The following is a 23,291-nucleotide window of genomic DNA, read 5'->3' on the forward strand; positions in this document are numbered from 1 at the left end:
TGCCGTCCGCCGGGCGGCCTCGGCCACCCTCTAGCGAGGAGGGCGGCGATGCCTGGCATCGGCCGCCCTGCGTATAAGGTGCGTCGCCGCAAGCGATCGCGGCGTTCGCTAGCCGCTATTGCACGTTGCAGCTGAAACTCAACACCGTGGTTTGCCCGGTCGTAAGCGTGCCGAGGGTAATGCCGGCGCCGGTCAGGTTGGCGATGGTGAAGCTGCCCACAGGCACGCCATCGCCGGTGATCGTCACCGTATTGCCGCCAGGGCAGGCGATGCCGGCGCCCGGTGTATCCCGCACCACGGCGCCGGTCACCGAATCGGGCCCGTTGTTGGTGACGCGCAGCTCATAGGTGGTCGGCGAGCCGGAGGTGACGGTGTCGCTAGCCTGGTCGACGTTGCCGTTCACGCCCGGCGTGTTGGTCTTGGTGATGCTCAGGTCGGCGCTCTGGCGCGAGTTGGTAAAGGTGCAACTGATGCTCGCGCCCGCCGCGGTGCCGGTGGACGGGATCGTGACCGTGCGGGTGGGCGCGTCGAACGTGGCCGTCGCACCGTTGGTGAGCCCCGTGCAAGTCACGCCCGTGAGTACGAAGCCGGCCGGGGGCGCCGCCTCGGTGATGGTGGTCTGAGTGCCCGTGGCGGCCAAGGTCTGCACCGCGCCCTGCACGCCGGTACCGGCGGTCGCGGTGGTGATCGCATGGCTGGCGATGCCGTTGCTGCCGCTGAAATTGAAGCTGCCGACGTCGCCATTGGAGATTTTAGTGACCGTCACCGTGCCCGTGCGGGTGTTGTCGAAATGGCAGCGGATCAGGCTGTTGACCGCCATCTGACTGCCAGGAATGGTGTAGGTACGAGTGGCAGGATCGAACGTGGCCGATACAAGCTGGTTGGACAGTGGCGGCGCGCGCGCGCCGTCGTAACACAGGAAGGTGGGGTTCGCGCCGGTGACCCAGCCGGCGACGGCGGTCTCGCTGATGGTGGTATCGACACCTGCGGCACCGAGCCGGAAGCTGGTGCCGTCCACGAAGGCTCCCGCGGTAGCAGCCGCGACGGTGTCGCCCGGATATCCGTTGTTGCCGGTAAAGCTGAAGCTACCGGTGCCGCCGAGCGCTCGCTTCACCACCTGCATTTGCGGAACGCTGGGGATGGAGACCGTCATGTTTATGCCTTCAGCGAACGCGGTTTGTGCCGGGCCCGCCCAGGTGATCGTGAAGAAGAGCTGGGTGATGCCGATTCCGACGAACATCACCGAGCCGCAGCCGACCAATAAGGTGCCGGAACAGCCGCCCGTCGGCGGCGAGTTGGAATTGAAGTTGACGGTGCCGTTGGAAGGGCCGCCGACCGTGTTTCCAGCCACGAAGAAAGCGGCGTTGCCGGACACGGCCAGCGCGTTGACGCTGCCCCCGGTTGCCGTGGCGGACGTCAACTGCCATATGGACGTCGAACTCCTCGCGGTGCAATTCACCCCCGTGCAGGTGGCGCGCCAAATGCCCAAGTCCTCGATATGCAGGATCGGATTGTTGATCGGCCGGCTGAATGTCACAGCGATGAAGCGAGTGGTGCCTTGAGGCGCGATGTCCAGTCGCACGGATCCCCTGCCGGCGATGACTTCGCCATACGGGTTGCCGTAAACGCCGGTGGCCGTCATGGCGCCGAGCGCATAGGGCGTGGTGCCCTGGTCGCCACCAATGGCGATCGTCGTCCCGTTGACCGTTGCTGAGCCCAAATCCGGATTGATGACGGTCCAGGCCAGCGGCGTTTCCGCTTGCGCCAGTCCGGATATGCCTAGCAAGGCCAGCAACAGCCACGAACAGACGCGCATAAGGCCTGCGCCACGGTTACGCATCGCGTCGGCTCCTGGGCCCGCACCGGGATGCCGCGTGCGCGGCCCGGTTCCTTGTCTTGACGGAGCGCATGCCTCCGGACACCCGGTGACTCGACCGGCATGGCCTGGGTAATCGGGTGCGGGTCGACGGCTGACGGCTAGAGGGCTCATGTTCTGGCCTAACGGGTTCCATGGGCGGGGGCGGACTCAGTCCGCCCGGTCACATGAGTAAATCGCATCTCTTTTGTGGATTAGGACACCATTTAGGCTCTAATTGAGCGCTCTTGCTGTGGTGACTTTCCACTAGGGAGGCTTAGGTCGTGTCCGGGAGGGCCGCCGATGTCGGCTAGGCCGCCGATTCCGCGAGCCAGACGTCTGCCTAGTGCACGCAAGTACGCACCCGCAGCGACCTGATCTATGGCTCTCGACCGAGCGCCAGCGGAGGGGCTGCGCGAGGACACGCCCAGGCTGGCCGGGCGGGTTATGGGGGCCAGGCGAGACTTAAGCTCGGCCATCGCCTTGGGCTGCCTGCGGCGATCCGTCTTAGCGGCGCATGGCGCCCCGACTTGCCGGCGAGCGCTTGGCGTGGATTAGCCGGACCGGGCGCACGGCCCTCGTACCGGCCTCATCGGGCGATCCGAATGAGTGCAGCTCCAGACCCTCGCGACGGTGCGGTTATCACCGCACCCTACGAGTGATGTGGGCAGCCGCCGCTGTGCGATAGGGCGCATCGCCGATAGCACTGCGACGGCCCAGCAGAAGCGGAATCCGGGGGGCAGGCCCTTCAACAGTCATATAGCCGTGGGGAGTGGCGAGCGAACGCGAACCGCACCGTTGTGCTGCTCCGGACTCTCGGGACGGTGATGTCCGTTTCCTCGCTCGCGGATCGCTCCGCAATTCGTTCGCGCGATGGCGCAGGAGGCCGGGAGACCTCTGGCCGCAGATTCTGGCGGGTCCGAAGCGCGTCGAGCGTGGTCTCGACCGATCCGAGCGGCGCGCACGCAGGCTTCAAAGGTAGCTTGCGTAATCGTTGAGAAATAGATGCCCGTCAGTCTTGGTCCACAGGCCTGTATCGCTCCGCGCACGCCACAAACGAAACGGCCCGCAACGCCCACCGGAAATTCCGGCGGCGATGCGGGCCTGGTCTCGATCGGTCGCCTACTGCACGTTGCAAGCGAAGCTGAGGATGGCGGTCTGGCCGCTTGCCAACGCAGTCAGCGTGATGCCCGCCCCGGTCAGATTGGCGATGGTGAACGGCCCACCTGCCGGCGTGCCAGCGCCGGTGATCGTCACCGCATTGCCGGCCGGGCAGGCAATGCCCGCACCGGGTGTGTCGCGGACCACCGCACCGGTGATGGTGGTGGGCCCGTTGTTGGTGACTCGCAGCGTATAGGTGGTGCTGGCGCCCGAGGCCAGCGTATCGGCCGATTGATCGACTTCTCCATTCACGCCCGGCGTGTTGGTCTTGGTGATGCTCAGGTCGGCCTGCAGCTGGGTATTGGTGATCGTGCATTGCACAGTGCGGCCGCCGGATTGCAGCGCCAGACCGGCAAAGGGAATAGTGACAACGGCACCCGCCGACGAAGCACTCTGCCCAGCCGCCAGCCCGGTGCAGTCGGCGCCGGTCAGCGCCCACCCGGCCGGCAGGGTTTCGGTAATCGTGGTGTTCGCCGTCGTGCTGGCGACGGTCAGCGTCTGCTGCGCCCCCGCCGTCCCTGGCGCGCCTGCGGCCGTCGTCGTGATCGAGTGGTTGGCGATGCCGTTGTTGCCGCTGAAATCGAAACTGGCGGTGTTGCCAACAGAAATTTTGGTAATCGTCAGCCGGTTGACCACCCATTCCATCGCAACGGTCTGCAGCGCCAGGTTGAGGCCGGTCGAGCTGGAGATGTTGTCCGCCGTGGAATCGCCATTGTTGACCACATTGTTGTAGACGCCCACTGTGTTGCTGACCACATTGACGGTGAGCGTACAAGTGGTGGCGGTGCCGCCCACTGTTCCTGCAGCAAGCGTGCCATTGGCGATTGAGATCGTCCCCGCGCCCGCGGTGGCAGTCACTGTTCCGGCGCAGGTATTCGTTACGCCGGGCGTCGGCGCAACGACCACACCCGCAGGCAGGCTGTCGGTAAAGCCCCAGCCGATCTTGGCCTGATTGTCACCGGCGGTATTGGTGATGGTGAAGGTCAGCGGCATCGCCGCGCCGACATAGCGAACACCGGGCACCGACTTGCTCAATGTCGGGCTGACATCGAGAACGGTGAAATTGTCGAACGCCCAGTCGTTGCCCGCGCCTGACGGCTGCAAGTTGCGGACACTGAAGGTCATGGTGGTGCCGGTGATCAATATGTTGGCGCCGGCCCCATTGGGGAGATAGTCCGCCACACGAGCGGATTGAGCCGGCGCCACACCCCGCGCTTCGGTGATGATCGTCTGCGGATTTTGTCCGTCGGTGCACAGGTTGAAGGCGCCTAGCGCGGTTTCGCTGAGGCCGTTGACATACTGGAATTGCATGATCGGGGCGTTGGCGAAGCAATTGACGGCTGCACCGGTTAGGCGCAGCGTGGCAAAACGACCGCTGCCGCCGGCCGGAATAGCCGGGAATGGAATCCCCACCGTATTGCGCAGGATCACGCTGCCGTTGATTGGATTAGCGGCCGTATAGGCGGTTACCGCCAAATTGTTGCGGGCGACCGCTGCGGTCTGCCCCCGGTACATGCCCAGCGCCTGCGCTATGGACATGCCATAGTTCCAGTTGGTCTGGTTTTGGCAATGCGGCGCGCTGATCGGCACTGCCGCCGCCACGGGCGAATTCCATCCAGCCACCCAGCCGTTGCAAGCGGTCAGCCAAGAAAGGTCGGCCGTGTAGGCGACACTGTTGGGCGCGGGCCCGACATAGGTATTGACCAGCCGCGGCGTCGCCATCGCCCCATTGCCGCTGTCGAACGTTTCTTCATAGACGAGGGTTTGCGCGTGCGTGGGCGCCGCCAGCAGGATGCAGACCGCCATCAGCGGGAGCGCCCAGAGGGATGCCCGTCTACGTGACCGCTGCGGCGATCGACTGCGGATGGCGATTGCGCGTACGTGCCGGGGCGATGTACGTGTTTCACGCGCGACGCGATTCGTATCCATGCGGCTCCGTAAGGGATTCTTGAAGGGATTGTTGGTGCGGGCGCTTGAACGGAGACGCGAACCGGACCGGCATCCGTCGTGCAGCGGCTGTTCGAGATCGCGGGGTTAGCGGCTCCACTGCGAAATTCGTGCAACGGTAGGGAGACAGGACATGCCGAGGTCGCCATCTGGCGCGGGCTCGGAGCGCGGCCTCATCATCGACAGGTGGGATGCGCCATGGGCAGCTTCTGACCTCGCGAGCGCGCGGTGATCACCGCTGCCCCTGAGCGACACGGGCGACGAGCCATAGGCGGTGCCGCGACCGGCCAGCTACTGACGAGTTTCAGAGAAACGGCGCCAAGGGCCCCCTCTGGATGGTGGCCGCAAACGCAGAGGGCGCAGTCGCCTGCGCCCCCTCAGTCTTGTCCGTAGCGATAGCCTATTGCACGTTACAGCTGAAGCTCAGCACTGCGGTTTGCCCGGTCGTGAGCGTGCCGAGGGTAATGCCGGCACCGGTCAGATTGGCGATGGTGAAGGTGCCCAAGGGCACGCCGTCGCCGGTAATCGTGACCGCGTTGCCGCCGGGGCAAGTGATGCCGGTTCCGGGCGTATCCCGGACCACCGCGCCGGTGATAGACGTAGGGCCGCTATTGGTAACACGCAGGGTATAGCCGGTCGTCCCGCCCGCAGCGACCGTGTCGGTAGCCTGATCCACTTCACCATTCACGCCCGGCGTGTTGGTCTTGGTGATGCTCAGATCGGCAGAGCTGGTCTGGTTGCTGAAGACGCAGGTGATGTCGTCCAGCGCGGCCAGGTCCAACAGGCTGAAACTGCTGCCACTGCCGCTGGGCATAACGGTGGCAGTGCCGGCGGTGGCATTGGTGCAGCTGTAACTGGTGGTGTAGGCGCCGATCGCGCTGGCGCTGCCCGCCGCCATGGTTTCGGACAAGGTGTAGTTGGCAGCCGTATCGGCATTGGCGAAATCGGCGGTGCCGTTGGCCGTGCTGCCGCTGCCTGTGGTGTTGGCCGTTCTGGTCGCCGCGATCGCGGTCTCCGTTCCCGCGATGCTGAGCGAGAATTGGTCGGCGGCGGCAATACGTCCGTTCGGCAATTGCTTTTGCAGTCGAACGCGCGGCCGGCTGTTGGTGTAGGTGCAGGTCACCGGGCTGGCTGGTATGACGCTGTTGGCCGGCAGGAGCACGGCACCCGTTGCCACGTCATATGTCGGCGCAATAGCCCAGCCGGTGCAATTGATGGCGGTGACCCTGTACACGCCGAATGCGCTTTCGGTGATTCCGGTGTCCAGGAACCGATTGGCCACCACCATCGGTTGTATACCGAGCGAAGCCGTGACCGTTCCATTGTCGGCCCATGAGTCGAAAGTCGATGGCGTATTGGCTGCCAAGGTAACGACGGTTGGATTGCCCTGTATACCTGCGGTTATCAGGTCGGCGTCGAGATTTACCGTGGTGTAGACGAATCCTTTGGCGCTCTCCTGGCGGTTGGTCTGCTTGACCAGGCATACCGTGGGCGTCTCGATATTGGCCAGGCGAACGGTGAAGTCGTCGGTGGCGCCGTCGGAGGTGCCGTTTTGCGTGCGGCTGGTGCGGAATTGCAATACCGCGCCGGACGCAACGCCTGCGGGAAGGGTGATCCGGTAGACCTTCATGCTGGGCAAGCCCGAAACGTTCCAGTCGCCGGAAACGAGGGTCAGCACGGCGCCGTTGCTCGCGAACGGCGCAGGCGGGGCGAGGGGGCCCGCCGCTCGATACGTCGATGTGTTGAAGGTCGCATAGACCACGTTGTTGTAGCGCACTTCCAATCGGGCCTGATTTCCATTGACCCCGTTGGAGCCGCTGGCGTTGGCCCAGGACACCGAAAAAACGATATCGCTGCCACCGGTCACGCCGCCGGCCACCGTTTGCTGCATGGAATTGAACACATTCAGGCTGCCGGCGTTGCCGCCGAAATTCTCGGTGTGGGTCACGCCGCCGCCGCCGGCATTTCCCCAGCCCGTTCCGGCCACGATGGTCTCGCTCCAGGGCGCCGCCACGCCGCTGGGCAGGGTGGGAGCGATTACCGGCGTCAAGGCACTGCAGGTTTGCGCGCTGGTTTGGCCGGACAGTAGCAGGCCGGCCGAGCACAGGCAGAGCAACCAGACATGTTTGCGAACGGCGCAGCGCCGCGATGTATCGCGCACAGGCCGATCCAGGCAGTCGTCGGCGATACGGCCGGTCGCAGCTTGCGCGTGGATGTCACTCGGCGAGCGAGCCGTTCCGCGTTCGCGCGCGCCGGCGGCCATCGCGTAAGGCCCTTTGAACACGAGATTCCAGAAACCATTGCCGAACATGATGCCCCCTGATGGCCACTCAACTCGCCGAACGCGCGTTTGCCCTGCCTTGTCTGCCTGCCCGATTCGGCGCTCACGGATCGCCGCGCGATTCGTCGGCCCAACGTGACCAGACCATGGAGGCAGAAGGTATTCCTTTCAGCCAGCCGTTCCGGGCTGGTCCGAAGCGCGGCGCGCTCCGAGGGTCTGTGCTTCTAACGCGCATGCAAGCTTCACAGAGTAGCTCGCGCAACCGCAGTGGAATAGGACACATTACGACACGGCTTAGTCACTAATGCGGATCGGTTTCGCATAGATTCCATGCCTTTAGATCATGCTTTAAGTGTCCGTATCGCTGGGCGCGCGCCAGCAACAAGAGCCTCAAAGCGCTCTGCATGAATTCCGTAGCTATACGAGCCTTGTACTCGTGCGTCGTAGGGTGCGATGAGCGAACGAGAGCCATGCCGTTGCGCAGCTCCCAATCCTGGCGATGGCGCGGTAGTCACTGCGCCCTACCAGCGATGCGGACGATCTCCCTCCGGTTCGGGCATCGTATGCAGTCGCCTATTGCACGTTGCAGCTGAAGCTCAGCACCGCGGTTTGCCCGCTAGCCAGGGTGTCTAGGGTGATGCCGGTCCCGGTCAGGTCGGCGATCGTGAAGGTTCCCACCGGTGCGCCGTTGCCGGTGATCGTCACCGCGTTGCCGCTAGGGCAGGCGATGCCGACTCCTGGCGCGTCCGTGATCACCGCGCCGGTCACCGAGCCGGGGCCGCTGTTAGTGACGCGCAGGGTATAGGCCGTAGCCGTGCCCGCAACGACGGCGTCGTTGGCCTGATCCACCTCGCCGTTGACGCCCGGCGTATTGGTCTTGGTGATGGACAGGTTGGCGTTGCGCTTGTTGCTGAAGTTGCAGGTGAGGGTGGCGTTGAGCGCGGTTTCGCTGCCCGGAATGGTGTAGGTGCTGGTGGCCAGACTGCCGACGACGGTGTTGGCGGCGTTGCGGCATTCGACCGTGCCCAGGGTCCAACCGGCCGGGAGGGCGCTTTCGTTGATGGTCACGGGATTGCCGGGCGTCGCTACGGTGTAGGCCTGGGTGCCGGCGAGCGCGGTGTTGCCGTCGACCTGGGTAGGCGTGGCGGTGCTGGTGGTGGTGGCCGTGCCGGTGGTCTGCGTGGTGTTGGTCAGGGTGAAGGTAAACGGGCCGCCGGTCGTGGCCGGGGTGCTTTTGTTCAGCACCACCTGAGGTGCCTGATCGATGAAGAAGGTCCGCGACGATTCCCGCCGCGTGTTGTCGCAGAGTGGGTCCGCACTGAGCCAGCCGCTGGTGCCTCCGCCGCCGTTGATGATCAGGCCGAACTGCTCGGCGCCCTCGCCTGCGACGCCATCGGCCAAGATGTTCACCGTCACGTCGACCGTGGCCTGGCCATGCAGACCGCCGGCATAGTCGCCGGCGGGCACGAGCAGCGACCAGGTGTTGCTGCCCGCGGTGTGGCTCAACGTTGGCGCGCCGTTCGGGCCGGTCGGCGCGCTGAGGTTGAAGTCGGTATCGGGCGTGGCAGTGGAGCCGGTGGCCAGGTTGATCGGTATGGTGATGCCAGGCGCCGGGACGCGGCCGTTGATGCGGAACGATAGCTTGGGTGCCGTGGCGGCGCCGGTCGCGGGTTCGGTGGTGCGCGAATCGGAGGCGGGGTCGCTGCCGCCGCCCAGGTCGACCAGGGGCTGCAGGGTGATGTTGACGTTGCGGATGTAGTTGCCGAACGCGCTGGTGGCAGGCAGCACCGATTCCAGGCCGATCTGGTAGATGCCGCCCGTGGTCGGCCCCGGCAGGCTTTGGCCCACGCCGACGGCGATGAAGGTCGCAAGCGCGGGCGGTCCTGCCGTGTTGGTCGGCAGGGAGGTGAACTGGCTGATCGGCGTGGCGGGAAAGCCGCTGTTGGCGGGCCAGATGCCGATACGTGCCTGGCTGGCCGTGTTGGGGCCCAGATTGGCATCGGTCGAAGTCGGATCGGCCAGCTCGAAGGTGAACGGAATCGATTCGCCGGGTGCCAGGCAGATGTTTTGGTAGATGCGGCCCGGCACGTGCGCGTTGAGTTCGGCGCTGCCCGTGGGAACCAGCGCACCTTCGAGGTTGGCCAAGCCGTTGGTGATGCCCAACTGGATGGGGTGCGAAATATTGCCGTTGGTTACGCCCGCGGCCGGGCCGACATTTCCCACGGGCGGTACGACCACGTCCGGTGGGGTGGTTTGGGTGACCAGGCCGCCCGTGGTTTCCCAGGCGATCACGCACAGCTGCGAGCCCAAGGAGGGTTGCGGGTCGGGCGGGGTCACGCAGCGTGCGTCGTTGAAGTACTTCAGGCATGAATTCGTGGACGTGCAGAAGTTCTGCGAGAAGGTGGCGGTGCTGGTGGTGTAATCCCTCTCGAACGCTCCATCGACGCCGTTCTTCAACTGGATGAAGTTGCGGTTGAGGATCACGCGTTGCTGCGCCGATACCGGAAGCGCGGCCGCGCTGCCGAGCAGCAGCACGGCGAGCAGGCTGGACCATGTCCGCCGCCGGCATTGCCGCAGTCGCCATTGGACGAAAGCATTGCCGCGCGCTGCGCGCCACCACGGCGCTTGCGTAACGCGCCCGTTGTAAGTGGAACTCATCCCGCCCCCGCGACCTGCTGCTCTAGAAGTGATGGCGGTCCCTGCCGGGTTGGTAAGTGCGCATCCGCAGTAGCGGATCGCAATACGACTTTGGATGCAGCGCACCGCTATGGGCATGTGCCGCGCATCGGTTTGGAAATCGAATTTCGATGCGGAGACAGGACAGCGTCCGCGCTGATTTGTGCGGGCGTCGTGCTCTACGGCTCGTATCGGGCGCTAGCTGCGTGCCGATGCGGCTTTGCGCGTGCACAAACGAAAAGGCCCGCAGCGCTCCCCGCTGTTGCGGAGGCGATGCGGGCCTTGGTGCGCGCGTCGTGCGCGCGATGTCGCGCGGTGTTACAGCGCGTAGCCGAACTGCTGGCGGAACTGCTCGGCGAATTCGTCGTAGTCGAAACGCTGGTTCTGGGTGCCCGGGTGCTCGACCTTGAGCGCGCCCATCAGGTTGCCCATGCGGCCGATGGTCAGCCAGTCGTAACCCTTCTCGATGCCGAAGATCAGGCCGGCGCGGAAGGCGTCGCCGCAGCCGGTGGGATCGGTCACGCGGCGCTCGTGCGCCGGCGGGATGTCGTAGGTCTTCTCGGCGGTGTGGATCAGCGAGCCGTGCGGGCCGCGCGTGGTGATGTAGGCTTTCACGCGTTCGACGATCTGCTTCTCGCTCCAGCCGGTGCGTTCCTGCAGCAGGTTGGATTCGTAATCGTTGACGGTGACGTAGTCGGCCTGTTCGATGAAGTGGCGCAGCTCTTCGCCGTTGAACAGCGGCATGGCCTGGCCCGGATCGAAGATGAAGGGGATGTTGGCCTCGGCGAACTCGGTCGCGTTCTGCAGCATGCCTTCGCGGCCGTCGGGGCTGACGATGCCGAAGCTGACGCCGGCGACGTCGCGCACGTGGTTCTCGTACGAACGCATCATCGCGCCCGGATGGAAAGCGGTGATCTGGTTGTTGTCGTGGTCGGTGGTGATGAAGGCCTGCGGCGTGAACAACTCGTCGATCACCTTGACCTGGTCGAGGCGGATGTTCTGCTCTTCGAACCACTCGCGGTACGGGCCGAAATCCTGGCCGACGGTGGCCATCGGAATCGGATCGCCGCCGAGCAGCTTGAGGTTGTAGGCGATGTTGCCGGCGCAGCCGCCGAACTCGCGACGCATGCGCGGAACCAGGAAGGACACATTCAAGATGTGGACCTTGTCCGGCAGGATGTGGTTCTTGAACTGGTCGGGAAACACCATGATGGTGTCGTAAGCCAGAGAACCGCAGATCAGTGCAGACATCGCTGAAACCCCAATGTTGAGAGCCGCTCGGTGCAGCGCCGGTGGGCGCGGAGCGGCCATAAAAACGGCGGCCCTTTGCCGCCCGGCGGCGTAGGGTAGCCGCTGCGGGGCCGTCCGGCCAGTTTGTGACGGCAATCAGGATTCGGCCCGGTCCCGGCGAGGGACCCCTATTCAGGCTCGGACCGACCCCGCACCGGGACCGCCCCGGTAGATGACCCTTAACGGCGAAAAGCGTCGGAAAGCGTTGTTTTTCCTTGCTCGCAGGGGGGGCGGGCGTTAGGCTAGCGAACCTCTTCTTGCCTCCCTTTTGACGGCCTATCCCCCGATGTTCAAGAAGTTTCGCGGCATGTTCTCCAATGACCTGTCCATCGACCTGGGCACGGCCAACACCCTCATTTATGTGCGTGGACAAGGGATAGTCCTGAACGAGCCTTCGGTGGTCGCGGTGCGCCAGGACCGTCTGATCGGCGGCAACCGTACGGTGGCGGCGGTCGGCGGCGAGGCCAAGCAGATGCTGGGCCGTACCCCGGGCCACATCACCACGATCCGTCCGATGAAGGACGGCGTGATCGCCGACTTCACCTACACCGAAGAGATGCTCAAGCACTTCATCCGCAAGGTGCACAAGTCGCGCTTCCTGCGTCCGAGCCCGCGCGTGCTGGTGTGCGTGCCCTGCGGCTCGACCCAGGTCGAGCGCCGCGCGATCAAGGAATCGGCCGAAGAGGCCGGTGCGCGCGAGGTCTACCTGATCGAGGAACCGATGGCCGCGGCGATCGGCGCCGGCATGCCGGTGACCGAGGCGCGCGGCTCAATGGTGGTCGACGTCGGCGGCGGCACCACCGAAGTCGCGGTGATCGCGCTCAACGGCATCGTCTATTCGGCCTCGGTGCGGATCGGCGGCGACCGTTTCGACGAGTCCATCATCAATTACGTGCGCCGCACCTACGGCACCCTGATCGGCGAAGCCACCGCCGAGCGCATCAAGCTCGAGATCGGTTGCGCCTACCCGCAGCAGAAGGCGGCCACGATCGAAGTCTCCGGCCGTAACCTCGCCGAGGGCGTGCCGAAGATGATCCTGATCAATTCCAACGAAGTGCTGGAAGCGCTGCGCGAGCCGCTGGCCGGGATCGTCTCGGCGATCAAGCTGGCGCTGGAGCAGACCCCGCCGGAACTGTGCGCCGACGTCGCCGAGCGCGGCATCGTGCTCACCGGCGGCGGCGCCCTGCTGCGCGACCTGGACCGCCTGATCAGCGAGGAAACCGGCCTGCACGTGCAGGTGGCCGACGATCCGCTGACCTGCGTCGCCCGTGGCGGCGGCCGCGCGCTGGAGCTGGTCGACATGCACGGCAACGAGTTCTTCGCTCCCGAGTAAGGCCGGGAATCGGGAATCGGGACTCGGGAATCGCACAGCGGCTCCCGTCGGCTCGGTTCTCGATCGACGGCTCGATGGTTGAGTAGCCCTTTGGACGATGGCGACGGCGCCAGATCGCTCCGTCGCGCTTTTCCGATCCCCTATTCCCTATTCCCGATTCCCGGCCTCAATGCCCTCTTACGCCGGTCCTCCCACCACCGCCCGCATTGGTGATGTCGCAGGGACCTTGCGCCTGCTCGCCTATCTGGCGCTGGCCGTGGTGCTGATCGTGCTGGACCACCGCGGCGGCTGGTTGACCCAGGCGCGCCGCCAGGCCGGGGTGATGGTGGCGCCGCTGTGGGCCGTGGCCGGCTGGCCCGGGCGCGTGGCCGAACGCATCCACGACGATGCCGGCACCCTGAGCCAACTCACCGAAGACAACCGCCGCCTGCGCAACGAGCTGCTGGTGAACCAGGCGCGCATGGCGCGGCTGCAGACCCTGGTGGCCGACAACACCCGCCTGCGCGGCCTGCTGGAAGCGGCCGAGCGCGGCAACCTGGACGTGGTGCTGGCGCCGATCCTCGACATCGACCTGGACCCCACCCGCCAGCGCCTGGTGCTGGACGCCGGCAGCCGCGACCGCGTGCGCACCGGCCAGAGCGTGATCGACGCCGGCGGTTTGCTCGGCCAGATCATCGGCGTCAATCCCATGCACGCCAACGTGCTGCTGATCACCGACCCCTCGCATGCGGTGCCGGTGGCGGTGGCGCGCAACGGCGTGCGCCTGGTGGTGTACGGCGACGGCCGCAGCGACATCCTGCGCCTGGCCAGCGTGCCGCTGTCCAGCGACGTCAAGGTCGGCGACCAACTGGTGACCTCGGGCCTGGGCGGGCGTTTCCCGCCGGGCTTCCCGGTCGGCACCATCGCCGCGCTGCGCCCCGACGACAGCCGCGCCTTCCTGATCGGCGACGTCAAGCCGGCGGCCAAGCTGGACCGCGGCCGCGAAGTGCTGGTGCTGCTGTCGATGCCGCCGCCGGTGAACGCGGAGGAATTCGACAGCGCGGCCGCGCCGGATACTGCGCCCGCGGCGACGGGTACGACCGCTGCAGGCACGACGACGGGCGCTGGCGCTTCGGCGCCGGCCAATGCCGCGCCGGTTGGGAGCCCGCCCGCTACCGCCGCGCCCGCCACGACCGCGCCGGCATCGTCGGCGCCCGCCGGCCCGAATCGCGCACCGGCTACCACCGCGCCCGCGAATCGCACGCCTGCCTCCACCCCGCCCAGCGAGCCGCGCCGATGACCCGCACCCGCCAACACTGGGTGCTGCCGGTCAGCCTGATCGTCGCGCTGCTGCTGGGGTTGCTGCCCTTGCCGCTGGCGCTGCAGCCGCTGCGCCCGTACTGGCTGGCGCTGGTGCTGGCCTACTGGGTGATCGAGGATCCCGACCGCGCCGGCCTGGGCTTCGCCTTCGCGATCGGCCTGCTCGGCGATCTGGTCTATGGCGGCCTGTTCGGCGAGCAGGCGCTGCGCCTGGTGGTGATGACCTTCATCCTGCAGCGCTTCCGCGCGCGCCTGCGCTTCTTCCCGCTGTGGCAGCAGGCCTTGTGGGTGGGCGGGCTGATGCTCAACGACCGCATCGTGACCGCCGCGATCCATGTCGCCCTGGGCGAACCGACCCTGCCGGCCACGTTCTGGCTGGCGCCGCTGTCGGGCCTGCTGTTGTGGCCGCTGATCTTCCTGCTGCTCGACGCGCTGCGCCTGGGCACCTGGCGGAGGCGCTGAGCCGTGGGCCCGCGCCGCCGCTGGTTCGGCCCGCACCCGCTGAAGAAGCGGACCTTGAAGAACGCCGCGGCCGAGGCGGACCAGTTCCGCCGCCGCGCTGCGGTCGCGTTCGCGTTCGTGCTGCTGGGCGTGATCGGCCTGGGCTTCTGGTACTACCGCCTGCAGGTGCTGCAGCACGCCGACTACGTCACCCGTTCCGATGCCAACCGCATCAAGCTGCGGCCGGTGGTGCCGGGGCGCGGGCTGATCTACGACCGCAAGGGCCGGATCCTGGCCGACAACGTGCCGGCGTTCCGCATCGACGTGACGCCCAGCGAGGCCGGCAAGACCGAGACCTGGATGCCGTCGCTGGCCAAGCTGATCGCGCTGTCGCCGGATGACATCCAGCGCTTCGAGAACGAGCGCAAGGCTACCCGCGGCTTCAAGCCGATCACGCTCAAGCTGCGCGTGAGCGACGAGGAGGCGGCGCGCTTCTCGGTCGACCGCTGGCGCTACCCCGGCGTGGAGCTGGTGTCCTACCTCAACCGGCGCTATCCCTACGGCGAGGTGCTGTCGCATGTGATCGGCTACGTCGGCCGCATCGACACCAAGGACCTGGAAACGATGGCTGAGGGCAACGCCGCTCTCACCCACGTCGGCAAGACCGGCCTGGAGCGCTATTACGAGGAGGCGCTGCGCGGCAAGGTCGGCTACGAAAAGATCGAGACCAACGTCGACGGCCGCCCGATGGGCCAGGTCGGGCACGTGCCGGCGCAACCGGGCGCGGACCTGCGCCTGAGCATCGACCTGGACCTGCAGCGCGCGATGGTGGCCGCGTTCGGCGATTTCGACGGTTCGGCGGTGGCGGTGGATCCGCGCACCGGCGAAGTCCTGGCCATGGTCAGCCTGCCGGGCTACGACACCAATTTGTTCGTCAACGGCATCTCCAGCGCCGACTACCGCGCGCTGATGGACAACCCCTCGCGGCCGATGTTCAACCGCAACGTGCTCGGCGGCGGTCCGCCGGGCTCGACGGTGAAGCCCCTGATCGGCCTGGCCGGCCTGGACAGCGGCCTGCGCACCGCCGACGACAAGGTGTTCTCGACCGGCGAGTTCCACATCCCGGGCCAGAAGCGCGGTTACCGCGACGCTCACGGCGGCGCCGGCTGGACCGATCTGCGCAAGTCGATCTCGCAGTCGGTGAACTACTACTACTACAAGCTCGCCTACGAGATGGGCATCGCCCGTTTCGAGCAGTACATGCGCAAGTACGGTTTCGGCGGGCCGACCGGCATCGACCTGGCCGGCGAGAACAGCGGCGTGGTGCCGTCGGCGGCGTGGAAGGCCAAGCGCAGCAAGGAAGGCTGGTACCCGGGCGAGACCGTGATCGCAGGCATCGGCCAGGGCTATTGGATCGCGACTGCTTTGCAACTGGTACGCGGCACCGCGGCGATCGCCAACGGCGGCGACCTGCGCCGTCTGCACCTGGTGCGCGAGCGCCGCGACGGTTACGAATCGCCGTGGACGGCGGTGGAACAGCCGGCGCCCAGCCGCATCACCGACAACCCCGCGCATTTGCGCGCGGTCCAGGAAGGCATGGTCGGGACCATGCTGCCCGGCGGCACCGGCGCCAGCCTGGTGCGCGGCGCGCCGTATCAGAGCGCGGGCAAGACCGGCACCGCGCAGAAGATCAGCCGGCGCGGCAACGTCAGCATGAACCCGCATTCGCTGCCCTACCACCTGCGCCATCAGGCGCTGTTCGTGGGCTATGCGCCGGCGCAGAACCCGACCATCGCGGTCGCGGTGGTGGTGGAGCACGGCGGCTACGGCGCCAGTTCGGCCGGCCCGATCGCGCGCAAGATTTTCGACGCCTGGCTGCTGGGCAAGATGCCGGAACCGGAGCCCGCCGAGCACAACGCGATTGCGCCGCTGAGCGCGCCGGTCGCGGTGAGCCCCGCGCAGGCCGCGCAGGCTGTGTTGGCCGCAGCCGCTGCGGAAGAGGGCGTGGTCGCCAATACGCCGGCGCCGGTATCGCCCGCGTTCGCGGTGGGTGAGTTGAGCCCGCAGGCCTTGGCCGCCGAAGCGGCCAAGGGGCATGCGAATGCGCCTACGGTGAGCGCGCAGCGGGGCAGGGCGGCCCTCACGCCGGCGCCTGCGGCATCCGCGGGCTCGCCGCCGCGTGCCGCGCAGGCCGCCGCCGTGCCCGCCAATGGCGCCGCGCCGCCGTCGCGTCAGAACGGTGCGACCCAACCGAATCGCAACGGCGCGACGCCGCCGGGTCGCAACGGCGCTACGCCGCCGGAGCCGCGCCGGTGAGGGTGATTCTGCGTTGGCTGTTCGATCTGATCGCGCGCGCGCTGCGCACGGTCGATCTGCCGCTGCTGGGCGCCCTGTTGGCGCTGATGGCGATCGGCCTGGCGGTGCTGTACAGCGCGGGCGACCATTCCATGCGCATGGTGCTGGCGCAGGGTTCGCGCTTCGGCGCCGGCCTGGTCGCGATGTGGGCGTTGTCGCGCATGCCGACCTCGCAGCTGCGCAACTGGACGCCGCTGATCTACGGCGCTTCGCTGCTGCCTTTGTTGCTGGTGCTGGCGATCGGCACCGGCAAGCACGGCCGCCATTGGATCGACCTCAAGGTCTTCTATTTCCAGCCGGCCGAGCTGCTCAAGCTGAGCCTGCCGATGATGGTGGCCTGGTACCTCAACCGCCAGGCGCTGCCGCCGAAGTTCATGTCGGTGCTGGTGGCGGGCGTGACGATCGCGGTGCCGACCCTGCTGATCCTGCTCCAACCCGACTTCGGCACCGCGATGCTGGTCGGCATCAGCGGCGCGTTCGCGCTGTATCTGGCGGGGCTGCCCTGGTGGTGGTTCGGCGCGGCCTTCGGCGGCATCGCCGCGATCGCGCCGGTGGCCTGGTTCTGGCTGCTGCGTCCGTACCAGAAGGACCGCATCCTGACCTTCCTCAACCCCGAGTCCGATCCATTGGGCACGGGCTGGAACATCATCCAGTCCAAGATCGCGATCGGCGCCGGCGGCATGACCGGCAAGGGCTGGCTGCAGGGTTCGCAGTCGCATCTGAACTACCTGCCCGAGCACACCACCGACTTCATCTTCGCCGTGCTCAGCGAAGAGTTCGGTTGGCTGGGCGTGGCGGTGGTGCTGAGCCTGTACCTGTTCGTGGTCGGGCGCTGCCTGTGGATCGCGGCGGACGCGCGCGACGGCTATTCGCGCCTGATCGCGGGCGCGCTGGGGCTGGCCTTCTTCGTCTACGTGATCGTCAACGGCGGCATGATCGCCGGCCTGTTGCCGGTGGTGGGCGTGCCGATGCCGCTGCTGAGCTACGGCGGCACCTCGGCGGTCTCGCTGCTGGCGGGCCTGGGCGTGGTGATGGCGGTGCGCGCGCATCGCCCGGTGCATGGCGGGCGCTAGCGCCGGCAGAGCCGCCCTCATCCGCCCTGCGGGCGCCTTCTCAGCCTTGCACTCCCTTCGGTCGCCGCACGCGGGAGCAGGGACAGCAACGCCATCGTGTCCTCGCGCCGATTAAGCAACAAAACCTGACTATCGGCCGCGATCTTCACGTATTCACGGTTTTGGCCGCTGTTTTCGCGTGCTAACCTCGCGGCGATGACTCGACGCCCCAACACCGTACGCCGCGCCGCGATTTGCGCGCTCACGCTCGCTCTGGCGGCCTGCGCCACCCAGGCGCCGCCCCCGACCGCCGCCCAGCCCTCGGTGCCCGCGCCAGCCCCGGCCCCGCCGGCGGCCAAGCCCGATCCGCTCGCGCACCTGCCGCCGCCGGTGGTGCCGATGCCGATCGAGCAGGCCCGAGCCGCGTTCGTGCGCGATACCGCCGCCAAGTATTCGATCGACCCGGCCTACATCGAGTCGGTGCTGGCCAAGGCGCAGATCCGCGACGGCATCGTCGCGGCGATGTCGCGGCCGGCCGAGGCCAAGCCCTGGCGCGATTACCGCCCGATCTTCATCACCCAAAAACGCATCGACGGCGGCCGCGCCTTTCTGGCCGAGCACCGCGAGCAGTTGGCGCGGGTCGAGGCCCAGACCGGCGTGCCGGCGGAGATCATCGTCTCCATCCTCGGCGTCGAGACCAGCTTCGGCGGCAACACCGGCAGCTATCCGGTGATCGACGCCCTGTACACCTTGGCATTCGCGTATCCGCGCACCGGCGATCCGGCCAAGGCCGAACGCGAGAACCGCCGCGAGGCCTTCTTCCGCGACGAGCTGGGCCAGTTGTTCGCGATGGGCAAGGAAAACGGGATGGACGTGGCCACCCTGACCGGCAGCTACGCCGGCGCGATGGGCTGGGGCCAGTTCATGCCGTCCAGCTATCGCCAGTACGCCGTCGACGGCGACGGCGACGGCAAGAAGGATCTGTTCACCGATCTCGACGACGTGTTCGCCTCGGTCGCCAACTACTTCGTCAAGAAGGGCGGCTGGGTGCGCGGCGGCCCGATCGTGGTGCGCGCCAACCGCGACGCCAACGCGTTGGACTTCAAGCCCGGGAATCTGGATCCGATCATTCCGCTCAGCGACCTGGCCGTGCGCGGCTACCGTCCGCTGGGCACGGTCGCGCCGACCGAAACGGCGACGCTGTTGAACCTGGAAGGCGTCGCCGGGCCGGAGTATTGGCTCGGCTTCCGCAACTTCTATGCGATCACCCGCTACAACATCTCCGCCCACTACGCGATGGCGGTGTACCAGTTGTCCGAGGCGATCGCCGGACGGGAGAACCCCTTGGCCGCGAACAGCAACGGACAGCCTCCGGCATGAAGCGGCTGATCGCCGCGATCCTGCCCCTGGCCCTGGTGGCCTGCGCTAGCGCCCCCAGGAAACCCGCTTCCCAGTCGGTCGCCTTGCCCGACCGCGACGGCGTCCACCGCGCCGGCCTGCCGTCGGCGGGCGGACGCAAGAAATCGCCTTACGCCCCGGCACAGGAAGATCCGCGCACGCGCGGCAACTACACCGCTGGCGGCCTGTACGCGCCGGGCGTAAGCGACAGCACGCCGGACCACGTGCCCGACGTCGATTCGATCCCGGAACCGGAGATCGTGGCCGAGCCGCGCTCGCGCTTCGGCAACCGCTCGCCCTACAGCGTGCTGGGCAAGACCTACCGCGTGCTCGACAACCACGACGACTACGTCGAGACCGGCACCGCCTCCTACTACGGCCAGAAATTCCACGGCCGCCGCACCTCCAACCTGGAGGTGTACGACATGTACGCCTTCACCGCCGCCCACAAGTCGCTGCCGCTGCCCAGCTTCGCGCGCGTGACCAACCTGGACAACGGCAAGTCGGTGACGGTGCGGGTGAACGACCGCGGCCCGTTCCACGACGGTCGCGTGATCGATCTCAGCTACGCCGCCGCGGTCAAGCTGGGCATCACCCAGCGCGGCACCGGCCGGGTCGAGGTGCGCGCGCTGCATCCGGGCGAAGCGCCGCCGCCGGTGTACGCCAGCGCGGCCAACAATCCGCCGCCGCTCGCCGCCGCCAAACCGCCCGCGCCCAGCGCGATGGACCGTCTGGTGTCGGCGATCCCGGTCGCCAGCGCCAGCGCCGGCGAACTGCCGCCGGGTACGCGCATCGCCACCGGCAAGCCGGCGCCGGTGGCCGCCAAGCCGGCCGCGGCCGCGGGCAAGCCCGCGCCGGGCGGCGACTACCGCTTCGACATGCTGCAAAACGGCAAGACCATGACCGCCGACGAGTTCGAGGTCTGGATGAAGTCGCGTCAGGTCCGGGTCGCCACCGGCAAGGCGGTGCGCATTGAGAACGCGCCGCCGCGCAAGCTCAGCCGCGCCGAGCGGCGCGCATTGGAAAAGCGCCAGAAGGCCGAGGCGGTCGCCGCCGCCGCGTTGCCGGCGCCGCCTAAGGCGCCACCGCCGCCGAGCCCGGACAAGGCCGCGACCGTGGTCGCCGCCGCGATCGAGCGCAACGAGGTGCCGCGCGGCCAAGACGTGACCTTGCAGGTCGCCAGTTTCAGCGCGCGCAGCAACGCCGACCGCGCGCTGGGCATGCTCAAGAGCGCCGGCATCGACGAGGCCCGTCTGCTCGACGGCAACGCCAACGGCCAGAAGGTCTGGCGCTTGCGCGTGGGTCCGCTGCAGGCCGCCGCCGCGCCGGAACTTGCCGCGCGCATCGTCGGTCTGGGTTTCGGACAGCCGCAGCGCGTGCGCGACTGAGCGCGTCAGGAGCTACACCTCGCTCCGGACTGGTCCGGAGCGGCGCGGGGCAGGACGTCCCGCCGTCGATCGCGGCCCGGGACGGCCGCATCGAACGCACGGGGAGGGCGCAGGCCCGGCCCCGCCGAACTGGAGCGCCCCGGACGCGCGGCTCCAGCCTAGAATTCCCAGCCCAAGCCGGCACGAGACCGGCTCCCCGGAGTAGTTGAACGATGAAAGCCCGCTTCACCCCTCGCGCCGCCGCGCTTGCCGCGTTCGCCGCGGCCTGCCTGGTCACCACGACCGCCGGCCTGGTCTTCGCGCAGTCGCCCGTCCCGAAGCCCGCCGCGGCCCTGCCGCCGGCCAGCGATTCGCTGCCCGTGCCGCCGCCGCCGGCGATCAAGGCCAGCGCCTGGGTGCTGATGGACGCGGCCAGCGGCAACGTGCTGGCCGGCGAGAACATCGACACCCGCGTCGAGCCGGCCAGCATCACCAAGGTCATGACCAGCTACGTGATCGCCGCCGAGCTCAAGGGCGGCAAGATCAAGGACAGCGACCAGGTGATGATGACCGAGAACGCCTGGCGCAAGGGCGGCGCGGCCACCGACGGCAGCTACTCCGGCTTCGAGGTCAACAAGACCGCGCCCCTGGTGGACATGGAAAAGGGCATGGTGGTGCAGTCCGGCAACGATGCCGCGATCGCCCTGGCCGAGCACGTCGCCGGCAGCGAGGACGCCTTCGCCGCGCTGATGAACCAGTACGCCGCGCGCATCGGCATGAAGAACTCGCACTTCATGAATCCGCACGGCCTGTCGCAGGAAAACCACTACTCCAGCGCGCGCGACCTGGCCCTGCTCGGGCGCGCGCTGATCCACGATTTCCCGGTCGCGTACTCGTACAACAAGATCAAGGAACTCAAGGTCGGTCCGATCCTGCAGTCCAACCGCAACCGCCTGCTGTGGCGCGACCCGTCGGTCGACGGCATCAAGACCGGCCACCATTCCGGCGCCGGCTACTGCCTGATGGGCTCGGCCCTGCGCGGCGACCAGCGCCTGATCTCGGTGGTGATGGGTTCGACCTCCGACGACCAGCGCACCGTCGATAGCCAGGCGCTGCTGAACTGGGGCTTCCGCTTCTACGAAACCCACCGCCTCTACGACGCCGGCAAGTCCATCGCCAAGCAGAAGGTCTGGAAGGGCACCGCCGACGAAGCCCAGCTCGGCGTCGCCGAGCCGCTGCTGGTGACCGTGCCGCGCGGCAAGTACGCCCAGCTCAAGCCCAGCATGGACGTCAACAAGACCCTGGTCGCCCCGATCAAGCAGGGTCAGGCCGTGGGCACCGTCAAGGTCGTGCTGGACGGCAAGGTCATCGCTCAGCGCCCGCTGGTCGCGCTCAGCGCGGTCGAAGAGGGCGGCTTCTTCAAGCGCCTGTGGGACGAATTCTGGATGTGGTGGGAGTCGGAGTGATCCGGCTCTAACGCATCAACAACGAAGCCGGCGTCAGCCGGCTTTGTTGTGTGGGATGCGGCAAGGGTGGGGTCAGCGTTCCTGCGGCGTGGCGTCTGCCTGCGCTGCCTCTGCGTGGCGGCACGAGGCGATGGGCTTTTCGTTCTTGACCACCACCTGCCAGCGCCGGTTGCTCATCTGGCTGTCATGCAGAGCCACCAATTCGTAGCGGATGCACGGTGCCATTTCGATGGCGAAGGGCTGATAAGTGACATCGCCACGCCGTCCGGCCTTGGTGCTGGCGATGTGGAGCAAGTGAAAACCGGGCGCCACTTTGTACGAGCGTTTGGACTTGAAGTTCTGACTGCCGTCGATCGCCAGAATCGTCACCGCGTACTCGTCAGGATTCGATTGAGTAACCGCGCCGATATTGACCTCCGACCACGTATCTCCTTCGGCGGCGATGGTTGCGAACGACAAGCAAAGCGCGAGCGCACCGACGGCACCCGTCGCGACCGGACGAAACATGAAATTTCCCCTGAACTCTGAAATACGCGCGGATCATTTTAACGGGTTGTAGCGCGCCAGTCTCAGCTGCGGATCTGATGGCACTTTGCGTGCGTATGAAATCAACATCTCAGGATAGGGCGGAACTCGGAGTAAGCGACCGCACCGCGGCATGTGCGTTGATGCGCTCAGCCGCTTTCTGCAGGAGCGGCGTGAGCCGCGATCGCGATCCCAGCGTCGCGATGCGGCTGCGGACCGGAGTCGTCGCCGCCCGGCATTTCCTGCCGCAGCCGCTCCCGCCAACGTCGCTTCTCGATCCGGCGCACATTCGGCTCCAGGGACAGCCGATCTAGGTAGCGCATCAGCCACAGCAACTCGTCGTCGCCGTCGTTGCGACCCAGGTACTCCTCGACGCGGATCAGATTGCCGTAGTTGTAGGCATGCTTGGACGGCGTGTCGTCCACCGCGATGATGCGTTCCAGACGATAGCCGCGGCGCTTGAGCTTCTTCAGGCGTTTGCGGCTGAGGTATTCGCCGGTGGTCCAGTCGCGCGTGATCGAGCAACGTTCGCGGGCCCAGACGAAGCTCAGCGACTGGGCCGGGAACAGTTCGGCCACGATCGCATCGGCGTAGCGGCGCCCGGACGAGGTCCACACACCCACCTCGAAGCGGGCCAGGGCATAGGCGATGAACTCCGCCAGATGCGGGCGACGGTAGATGTGATAGCCGCAGGCGCGAAAATCGGCCGTGCGATCGAGCTCGGTCGCGCTGGCGTGGAGCAGCGTTTCGTCGAGGTCCAACACGAGCAGATGGGCAGGCGTCATTGAGGAGCCGCCCGCGATGGGCGACGTATCAGGCGGTTCAGGCGAGCCTAGCAAACCGCG

Annotated in this window: 14 protein-coding genes and 1 pseudogene; 8 read left to right on the top strand and 7 right to left on the bottom strand. The window is 67.1% G+C overall.

The annotated features are described in order from the left end of the window. Positions 1–115: 115 nt before the first annotated feature. The 5 genes from ASE35_RS21165 to ASE35_RS08820 all read right to left on the bottom strand — a co-directional run bounded on the left by ASE35_RS21165 (position 116) and on the right by ASE35_RS08820 (position 11,171). Positions 116–1,840 (bottom strand): hypothetical protein, encoded by a 1,725-nt coding sequence (locus ASE35_RS21165; protein WP_157489371.1) that lies wholly within the window; start codon positions 1,838–1,840, stop codon positions 116–118. Positions 1,841–2,977: 1,137 nt separating this feature from the next. Continuing rightward, the gene (locus ASE35_RS08805; protein WP_057163610.1) at positions 2,978–4,822 is read right to left on the bottom strand and encodes a DUF11 domain-containing protein; all 1,845 of its coding nucleotides are present in this window, start codon (positions 4,820–4,822) and stop codon (positions 2,978–2,980) included. A 541-nt stretch (positions 4,823–5,363) separates the two neighbouring features. Further along, positions 5,364–7,274 (bottom strand): DUF11 domain-containing protein, encoded by a 1,911-nt coding sequence (locus tag ASE35_RS08810; protein WP_057163611.1) that lies wholly within the window; start codon positions 7,272–7,274, stop codon positions 5,364–5,366. A 543-nt stretch (positions 7,275–7,817) separates the two neighbouring features. Next, positions 7,818–10,019, bottom strand: a complete 2,202-nt coding sequence (locus ASE35_RS08815; RefSeq protein ID WP_162259043.1) for a hypothetical protein — start codon at positions 10,017–10,019, stop codon at positions 7,818–7,820. Positions 10,020–10,238: 219 nt separating this feature from the next. After that, complete coding sequence (locus tag ASE35_RS08820; protein ID WP_056178275.1) at positions 10,239–11,171, bottom strand: carbohydrate kinase family protein; 933 nt, start codon at positions 11,169–11,171, stop codon at positions 10,239–10,241. 325 nt (positions 11,172–11,496) lie between these two features. On the opposite strand from ASE35_RS08820, the gene ASE35_RS08825 reads away from it, so the two are divergent. The 8 genes and pseudogenes from ASE35_RS08825 to ASE35_RS08860 all read left to right on the top strand — a co-directional run bounded on the left by ASE35_RS08825 (position 11,497) and on the right by ASE35_RS08860 (position 21,921). Further along, a complete protein-coding gene (locus ASE35_RS08825; RefSeq protein WP_055908252.1) occupies positions 11,497–12,543 on the top strand; it encodes a rod shape-determining protein in 1,047 nt (348 codons plus the stop codon). 226 nt (positions 12,544–12,769) lie between these two features. Beyond that, positions 12,770–13,822 carry a rod shape-determining protein MreC gene (gene mreC, locus ASE35_RS08830; RefSeq protein ID WP_235570033.1) on the top strand — a complete coding sequence of 351 codons (1,053 nt, stop codon included), beginning with the start codon at positions 12,770–12,772 and terminating at the stop codon, positions 13,820–13,822. Continuing rightward, entirely contained in the window at positions 13,819–14,304 is a 486-nt protein-coding gene (gene mreD, locus ASE35_RS08835) for a rod shape-determining protein MreD (protein ID WP_056178279.1), read from the top strand. Before mreC ends, mreD begins: the two co-directional genes overlap by 4 nt. A gap of 39 nt (positions 14,305–14,343) precedes the next feature. Beyond that, positions 14,344–16,176, top strand: a pseudogene (mrdA, locus tag ASE35_RS08840) (penicillin-binding protein 2); the annotation flags it as partial. 419 nt (positions 16,177–16,595) lie between these two features. After that, a complete protein-coding gene (rodA, locus tag ASE35_RS08845; RefSeq protein WP_057160289.1) occupies positions 16,596–17,711 on the top strand; it encodes a rod shape-determining protein RodA in 1,116 nt (371 codons plus the stop codon). A 195-nt stretch (positions 17,712–17,906) separates the two neighbouring features. Beyond that, a complete protein-coding gene (mltB, locus tag ASE35_RS08850) occupies positions 17,907–19,070 on the top strand; it encodes a lytic murein transglycosylase B (protein ID WP_057163614.1) in 1,164 nt (387 codons plus the stop codon). Continuing rightward, positions 19,067–20,476, top strand: a complete 1,410-nt coding sequence (locus ASE35_RS08855) for a septal ring lytic transglycosylase RlpA family protein (protein ID WP_057163615.1) — start codon at positions 19,067–19,069, stop codon at positions 20,474–20,476. The genes mltB and ASE35_RS08855 overlap by 4 nt, the downstream gene beginning before the upstream one ends. A gap of 212 nt (positions 20,477–20,688) precedes the next feature. Next, entirely contained in the window at positions 20,689–21,921 is a 1,233-nt protein-coding gene (locus ASE35_RS08860) for a D-alanyl-D-alanine carboxypeptidase family protein (protein WP_056178286.1), read from the top strand. A 72-nt stretch (positions 21,922–21,993) separates the two neighbouring features. Here ASE35_RS08860 and ASE35_RS08865 read toward each other — a convergent pair whose 3' ends face one another. Continuing rightward, positions 21,994–22,428, bottom strand: a complete 435-nt coding sequence (locus tag ASE35_RS08865; RefSeq protein ID WP_157489372.1) for a hypothetical protein — start codon at positions 22,426–22,428, stop codon at positions 21,994–21,996. Between the two features lie 167 nt (positions 22,429–22,595). Next, positions 22,596–23,231, bottom strand: coding sequence for an HAD family hydrolase (locus ASE35_RS08870; protein ID WP_082611197.1), 636 nt, complete (start codon positions 23,229–23,231; stop codon positions 22,596–22,598). Between the last annotated feature and the right edge of the window lie 60 nt (positions 23,232–23,291).

It is taken from the genome of Lysobacter sp. Root916 (assembly GCF_001429785.1).
GTDB lineage: Bacteria > Pseudomonadota > Gammaproteobacteria > Xanthomonadales > Xanthomonadaceae > Lysobacter.

Bases quoted from the DNA above. Each gene is read 5' to 3' on its own strand.
- ASE35_RS08870 (WP_082611197.1), bottom strand. From the start codon at position 23,231: ATGACGCCTGCCCATCTGCTCGTGTTGGACCTCGACGAAACGCTGCTC.
- ASE35_RS08865 (WP_157489372.1), bottom strand. From the start codon at position 22,428: ATGTTTCGTCCGGTCGCGACGGGTGCCGTCGGTGCGCTCGCGCTTTGC.
- ASE35_RS08820 (WP_056178275.1), bottom strand. From the start codon at position 11,171: ATGTCTGCACTGATCTGCGGTTCTCTGGCTTACGACACCATCATGGTG.
- ASE35_RS08825 (WP_055908252.1), top strand. From the start codon at position 11,497: ATGTTCAAGAAGTTTCGCGGCATGTTCTCCAATGACCTGTCCATCGAC.
- mreD (WP_056178279.1), top strand. From the start codon at position 13,819: ATGACCCGCACCCGCCAACACTGGGTGCTGCCGGTCAGCCTGATCGTC.
- ASE35_RS08855 (WP_057163615.1), top strand. From the start codon at position 19,067: ATGAAGCGGCTGATCGCCGCGATCCTGCCCCTGGCCCTGGTGGCCTGC.
- ASE35_RS08860 (WP_056178286.1), top strand. From the start codon at position 20,689: ATGAAAGCCCGCTTCACCCCTCGCGCCGCCGCGCTTGCCGCGTTCGCC.
- ASE35_RS08815 (WP_162259043.1), bottom strand. From the start codon at position 10,019: ATGCCCATAGCGGTGCGCTGCATCCAAAGTCGTATTGCGATCCGCTAC.
- ASE35_RS08805 (WP_057163610.1), bottom strand. From the start codon at position 4,822: ATGGCGGTCTGCATCCTGCTGGCGGCGCCCACGCACGCGCAAACCCTC.
- ASE35_RS08810 (WP_057163611.1), bottom strand. From the start codon at position 7,274: ATGTTCGGCAATGGTTTCTGGAATCTCGTGTTCAAAGGGCCTTACGCG.
- mltB (WP_057163614.1), top strand. From the start codon at position 17,907: ATGACTCGACGCCCCAACACCGTACGCCGCGCCGCGATTTGCGCGCTC.
- ASE35_RS21165 (WP_157489371.1), bottom strand. From the start codon at position 1,840: ATGCGTAACCGTGGCGCAGGCCTTATGCGCGTCTGTTCGTGGCTGTTG.